This window comes from Planococcus sp. TJ-201, assembly GCF_058268495.1.
In genome coordinates this window covers 196,316-203,123 of record NZ_JBZDOG010000006.1, presented here as the reverse complement: position 1 = coordinate 203,123, position 6,808 = coordinate 196,316, and the positions used below count along the sequence as shown (strand labels likewise).

The following is a 6,808-nucleotide window of genomic DNA, read 5'->3' as shown; positions in this document are numbered from 1 at the left end:
TGTTGACGTTTTGCTGTTCAGTTTTCAAGGTTCAAGTTGTTTGCCGCGCTCATTGGCGACTTTATTAATATATCCTATTCCGTTCTCGCTGTCAATACTATTTCAAAATATTTTTCTCGAGCCGTCTTAAGGACATATATAAATATAAACCGCCACGAGCTAAAAATCAACCTTTAATTTTCAAAAAGCGCATTTTAATTTTTTGATAGTCTGCAACAAACAGTGTAATCCCCGCCAACACTATACTTCCGCCGATAATTTGAGAGGCGCTCAGGCTTTCTCCAAGGATGTAATAGGCAAGAATAGCAGCACCTACCGGCTCAAAAAGAATCGCAATTGATATGACATTGGTACTGACCCACTTCAAAGCCCAGTTGAATAAAGTATGCCCTAACAAGTTTGGAATGAGTGCTAACAGCAAAAACCACATCCACTCGGAAGCAGGATAAGGACCAAACGATTCCCCTTTGAATAAAATATAGAAGAATAACGTTATAGTACTAATGCTATAAACTACAAATGTATAGGTTACCAGTGATAACCTTTTTCTTACATCTTGGCCGAATAACAAGTAAGCAGTAATCAATGCGCAGGCAATCAACGCCAATAAATCTCCGTATAGAGCACTGCCACTTATTTTAAAATCTCCATAACCAATTAACACACTGCCTAAAATCGCAATAGCTCCAGCCACCAAAGTCTTAAGAGAAATTTTCTCATTAAAAAAGATGTAAGTTCCGGCAAAAGCGAATAAAGGCTGCAAAGTCACGAGCACAGTTGAACTGGCGACTGATGTATAGTTGAGAGATTCAAACCACAAAATAAAATGAAATGCTAAAAAGATTCCAGCTATAGAAGTAAACAGCCAATCTCTCTTGCTTAGCTTTTTAATTTCATGGGTATATTTTAGGAAAAAGATCGGGCTCATAATCAATACGGAGAACAGCATTCTATAAAAAGCGGTAACTCCTGAATCAGCTGATGTCATCTTCACAAAAATAGCTGATAGCGCTACAGAGAAAACTCCTACTATAATAGGGATATATGGATGGATAGCCGGTTTTTCCATTCAGGCACCTCTTCTTTTACTTATTTACCGACGACGCACCTAATAAGTTTGCCACTTTCCACCATCAGAATCAATATCAGAACAAGAAATGAGGGATTGTCCTTATGGAATTTTTCAGTTCACTACAAGTCTCATCGTATGAAACATTCTTTAAACTTGTGATCGCTGCTCTTTTAAGTTTAGTTATTGGGTTGGAAAGGGAATTAAAAAGAAAGCCTGTTGGATTAAAAACAAGCGTCGTTATTTCGACTTTTAGTTGCCTATTGACGATCATCTCAATTGAGTCCGCATATATTGCACAGGGCAGCCAGTATGACAATGTTAATATCACCATGGATCCGCTGCGCCTCGCCGCACAGATTGTATCGGGTATTGGTTTCTTAGGAGCCGGTGTCATATTAAAACGCGGCAATGATTCTATATCGGGATTGACGACGGCGGCTATGATTTGGGGTGCGGGTGGAATCGGGATTGCAGTGGCAGCTGGCTTTTATGTAGAGGCTGTAACTGCAGTTCTGCTTGTTTTAATCGGGATTGAACTTCTGCCTCCCCTACTCTTTAAGTTTGGACCTAAACGCTTAAAGATGGTGGAAGCGAATTTAAAAGTGATCGTCGAGGATCAAGCGGCGATAAAGGAGGTGTTCAACGAATTAAAAACTGGCGGATCAGTTGTCGAAAGTATTTCCATTACTCATACAGACCAAGAGAGTACCGCTTCCTTCCACGTGGTATCGATTCGCATGTCCTTTTCACATGAAAAAGACCCAATCGATTTGTACAAAGAAATATCCGAGATGGAAAAAGTAAAACGAGTTGAAATTGAATTGATTTGATCGAGGAGGAATTTTTATGCAAGAGTTTTTTGGTTTATTGAAAAATGGCAATAAGCCGTCTTTGACGGCAGCAATCATTAATACGTTTATCGCTATTATGAAAGGAGTCGCGTTCTTTTTTACCGGAAATGTTGCAATGTTTGCGGAGACCATGCACTCGATCGGCGATGCCGCCAATCAGTATTTCGTTTTTATCGGTTCTGCCCTTTCGAAAAAAGCGCCGACTAAACGATTCCCGAATGGTTTTGGGCGTCTATTGAATATTGTATTGCTAGGAGCCGTATTGATTGTTGGGATCATGGCTTATGAAACCATTATTGAAGGCTGGCACCAAATGACTCATCCTGTTGAAGCACAAGGATTTATTATTAGTGTGGTCGTATTATCAATTGCAATTATTCTGGAATTTTTTGTTCTTTATAAAGCAGGTAAAGAAATCTTGCACGAAGCGGGTGTTGAAGGCGGTGCGATGGCTCCATTGACCACGAGCTTTAAGCATTTGGATCGAGCGAAGCCGGCTACGAAACTAGTCTTCCTTGAAGATTTGGTTGCGACTGGAGGCGGCGTATTGGCTCTGACCGCAGTATTGATTGCGCATTATACAGGCTTTCTGCAAATTGAGGGCGCGGCTTCCATTGCAATTGGCTTTATGATGCTTTATGTAGTCGGGAAAGTCTTTTTGGACAATGCCCGAGGAGCGATCGGTGAAACAGACGAACAAATGGTCAATCACATCGCTCACTTGTTGAGCGAGCATCCTGACGTACGGGACATAAAAGAATTGGAAGTTGTAAAAGAAGGCGAATTCCTTCATGTTGAAACAAAAATTGAAGTTGATCCAAATTTAAATGTCACTCAGGCCGATGCTTTACAGGAACGTTTAGCAGAAATTCTTCTTAGCCAACCGAGTGTCAATGACGTGATTGTTTCTCTTGATGCGGACGATGGCGAAACCCATTGGAAACATCTCAGCAATCGTCCCGCCTCACTCGATCAAAAATAAACGAAAAAAAGGTTCGGCGCTATGCGCTGAACCTTTTTTCTATAGAGAAGCTTGTAGAATTTCTTTGACGTCTTGGCCTTTTAATTTTGCAAAATTGCCGAATTCGCCGTAAACCATAGCTTTTTCAACCATCAAGTCTACTTTTGAATCATCAATATCGTAGTAGTCTAAGCGTGTTGGTGCCCCCAGTGAAGTCCAAAATGCTGATAAGCGATCGATTCCTTCGTACGCGATATCAGACTCCGATTTTCCTGTTGGATCCACGTCGAAGACACGAACGGCCATTTGAGCAAAACGCGCAGGGTTGATTTTTACGTTGTGGCGCATCCATTGCGGGAAGAGAATTGCCAATCCACCTGCATGGGGAATATCATAAACTGCAGATACTGCGTGCTCGATATTGTGTGAACCCCAGTCGCCTCTATAGCCCATCTCAAGGAATTTGTTCAAAGCCATTGTTCCGGCAAACAGGATCGTTTCACGGTGTTCGTAGCTCTGAGGGTCTTCCATCAATTTTGGTGCCGTTTCGATGACTGCTTTTAAGACACCTTCGCACATCCGGTCTTGAACCGGTGTGTTCGTCGCATCATTAAAGTATTGTTCAAAAATATGGGACATCATGTCCACAATTCCGTAGACCGTGTGGTTTTCCGGTACCGATAATGTATAGGTCGGATCCAGGATTGAGAATTGCGGGAATGACAACGGGCTTCCCCATCCATATTTCTCTTGTGTTTCTTCATTGGTAATAACAGAACCCGCATTCATTTCAGAACCGGTTGCAGCGAGTGTCAGAACTGTCCCGAAAGGCAGTGCTTCTTTGGGCTGAGCTTTACGGGAAACGAAATCCCATGCATCTCCGTCGTACTTAGCGCCACAAGCAATGAGTTTGGTGCAGTCAATGACTGAACCGCCGCCTACTGCTAAAATCATCTCTATGCCTTCTTTTTTGCAGATTTCAATGCCTTTTTTGGCAGTTGAGATCCGTGGATTTGGTTCTACTCCTGCAAGCTCGAAAACTTCCAAGTCAGCTTCTGACAACATTTGAATGACTTCGTCGTACAGGCCATTCTTTTTGATGCTGCCGCCACCATATACAAGCAATACTTTCTTGCCGAATTTCGGCAATTCTTTCTTGGCCTCTTGCAGCTGTCCTTTGCCAAAAATAAGTTTTACCGGGTTATAAAATGAAAATGCATTCATCCAATCATCCTCCTCTATTCAAATTTTATTATGGAGTTTCTCCAATCAAAAAGCAAAAGATTGAGACGGAAAAACCGCCTGGATTGGGATCCAGGCGGTTTTTTAAAGTCTTATACCCATCCACGGAAGCGTGAAGCTTCAGCAGTTCTGCGGGCGCCGACCATATAAGCTGCCAAGCGCATATCGATATTGCGTGTTGTGGCAACGTTGTAGACATTTTCAAATGCGTCTACCAGTTTTTTGTTGAGTTTTTCGTCCACTTCTTCCTGCGTCCAGTAATAACCTTGGTTATTTTGCACCCATTCAAAGTAGGAAACCGTCACTCCACCAGAGCTTGCTAAAACATCAGGAACCAATAGGATTCCGCGGTCTGTCAGCATTTTAGTGGCTTCAGCAGTTGTCGGGCCGTTCGCTGCTTCGACAACGATAGAAGCTTTAATGTCGTTGGCATTTTCTTCTGTAATTTGGTTTGCGATCGCTGCAGGTACCAGGATGTCGCAATCCAGTTCAAACAACTCTTTGTTTGTAATGGTGTTATCAAACAACGTTGTAACCGTTCCAAAGCTGTCGCGGCGATCCAATAAATAATCAATGTCCAAGCCATCCGGATCATGAAGAGCACCGTAGGCATCTGAGATTCCGACTACTTTTGCTCCAGCGTCATGCAGGAACTTCGCAAGGAAGCTTCCGGCATTGCCAAAACCTTGAATCACAACGCGCGCCCCCTGCATATCCAGTCCGCGCTTTTTGGCAGCTTCATTAATACAGATGGTGACACCTTGAGCCGTTGCTTTGTCTCGGCCTTGAGAGCCGCCAAGAACAATCGGCTTGCCCGTAATAAAGCCAGGAGAGTTGAATTCATCGATTTTGCTGTATTCATCGTACATCCACGCCATAATCTGTGAGTTCGTAAACACGTCCGGTGCCGGAATGTCTTTGTTCGGTCCGACGATCTGGCTGATCGCACGAACGTAGCCACGGCTCAATTTTTCGATTTCATGCATGGACATTTCGCGCGGGTCACAGATGATGCCGCCTTTAGCTCCGCCATAAGGCAATTCCACAATTCCACATTTCAATGTCATCCACATTGATAAAGCAATGACCTCATCACGATTTACATCCGGATGAAAACGGACTCCACCTTTTGTCGGTCCCACTGCATCACTGTGTTGAGCACGGTAACCTGTAAAGACTTTTGTTTTGCCATCATCCATCCGTACTGGAATGCGCACTTCCAAAATCCGCATCGGTTCTTTTAGAAGTTCGTACATCGCATCTTCGTATCCAAGCTTATCCAATGCAGTTTTAATAACATTCTGCGTAGACGTCAACAAGTTCAAGTTTTCAGCCATTGTATTAGTTCGCCTCTTTTTAGTTAGTAATTACTCAGCATCTAGTGTAACACATGTCAAGATTTATGTGCCATGCCGATGTTATTTAGAGAATACTTTTTGAATGCGCTCAATCGCCCAATCCAATTCATCTTTTGTGATGATCAACGGCGGCGCAAAGCGGATGACCGTGTCATGCGTTTCTTTGCAAAGAAGACCTAACTCTTTTAATTGTTCACAGTACGGTCTTGCTGCTTCCGTCAATTCCATGCCGATGAACAACCCACGGCCTCTGACTTCTTTAACAGATGGGTGTTGGATTTCACGCAATTTGCCCATGAAGTATTCACCCAGTTCCTGCGAACGCTCTGCAAGCTTCTCGTCAAGCAATACTTCCATAGAAGCAACTGATACGGCACAAGCAAGCGGATTGCCGCCGAAAGTTGAACCGTGTGAGCCAGGGTTGAATACGCCGAGTACAGATTTATCGGCAACTACGCATGAAATTGGGAATACCCCTCCGCCAAGCGCTTTGCCTAGGATGTACATATCCGGATTGACATCTTCCCATTCGCAAGCAAACATTTTTCCAGTACGGGCAAGACCGCATTGGATTTCATCTGCAATGAAAAGAACATTGTTTTCGCGGCAAAGTTCTCTCGCAGCTTTCAGGAAACCTTGTGGAGGCATAATGATTCCGGCTTCACCTTGAATCGGTTCGATCAAGAACGCAGCTGTATTTGGCGTAATTGCATTTTTCAATGCTTCCAAGTCACCAAAAGGAACCAAGTTGATGCCAGGAAGCATCGGACCGAAACCTTTGCGGTATTCAGGATCTGATGATAACGACACAGCTGTCATTGTACGACCGTGGAAGTTGCCGTCGCACGCAATAATTTCTGCCTGATTTTCCGCAACGCCCTTAACGTCATAAGCCCAGCGGCGAGCTGCTTTAATGGCCGTTTCTACAGCTTCAGCACCAGTGTTCATTGGCAATGCCATTTCTTTGCCGGAAATGTCACAGATCATTTGGTACCAAGGAGCCAGCTTATCATTATGGAACGCACGTGAAGTCAACGTAACACGGTCTGCCTGGTCTTTTAATGCCTGGATAATTTTTGGATGGCGATGTCCTTGGTTAACAGCTGAATAAGCTGACAGCATATCCATGAATTTATTGCCTTCAGGATCTTTGACCCAAACACCTTCTGCTTCTGTAATTACGATTGGCAGTGGGTGATAGTTGTTTGCCCCGTATTTTTCTGTTTGCTCAATAATCGTTTGTGTTTGTGTCATGTAATTTCCTCCTTTTTTTAAAAAAAGGCAGACCTTAGTCTGCCTTTTAATGAATTATTATACCAGTTTC

Annotated in this window: 6 protein-coding genes; 2 read left to right on the top strand and 4 right to left on the bottom strand. The window is 43.4% G+C overall.

Annotated features, from left to right (window positions below; genetic code table 11):
* Positions 1–166 precede the first annotated feature (166 nt).
* Positions 167–1,069, bottom strand: a complete 903-nt coding sequence (locus AC4EG4_RS15730; RefSeq protein WP_490979969.1) for a DMT family transporter — start codon at positions 1,067–1,069, stop codon at positions 167–169.
* Positions 1,070–1,173: 104 nt separating this feature from the next.
* Between AC4EG4_RS15730 and AC4EG4_RS15725 the strand changes: the two genes are divergently transcribed.
* Positions 1,174–1,902, top strand: coding sequence for an MgtC/SapB family protein (locus AC4EG4_RS15725; protein WP_490988325.1), 729 nt, complete (start codon positions 1,174–1,176; stop codon positions 1,900–1,902).
* Positions 1,903–1,918: 16 nt separating this feature from the next.
* Complete coding sequence (locus AC4EG4_RS15720) at positions 1,919–2,905, top strand: cation diffusion facilitator family transporter (RefSeq protein ID WP_490988324.1); 987 nt, start codon at positions 1,919–1,921, stop codon at positions 2,903–2,905.
* Between the two features lie 39 nt (positions 2,906–2,944).
* Here AC4EG4_RS15720 and AC4EG4_RS15715 read toward each other — a convergent pair whose 3' ends face one another.
* The 3 genes from AC4EG4_RS15715 to AC4EG4_RS15705 all read right to left on the bottom strand — a co-directional run bounded on the left by AC4EG4_RS15715 (position 2,945) and on the right by AC4EG4_RS15705 (position 6,738).
* A complete protein-coding gene (locus tag AC4EG4_RS15715; protein ID WP_490979966.1) occupies positions 2,945–4,108 on the bottom strand; it encodes an iron-containing alcohol dehydrogenase in 1,164 nt (387 codons plus the stop codon).
* 110 nt (positions 4,109–4,218) lie between these two features.
* On the bottom strand, positions 4,219–5,463 hold the full coding sequence (locus tag AC4EG4_RS15710) for a Glu/Leu/Phe/Val family dehydrogenase (RefSeq protein WP_223641994.1): 1,245 nt from the start codon (positions 5,461–5,463) through the stop codon (positions 4,219–4,221).
* Positions 5,464–5,544: 81 nt separating this feature from the next.
* Positions 5,545–6,738 carry an ornithine--oxo-acid transaminase gene (locus AC4EG4_RS15705; RefSeq protein WP_490979965.1) on the bottom strand — a complete coding sequence of 398 codons (1,194 nt, stop codon included), beginning with the start codon at positions 6,736–6,738 and terminating at the stop codon, positions 5,545–5,547.
* Between the last annotated feature and the right edge of the window lie 70 nt (positions 6,739–6,808).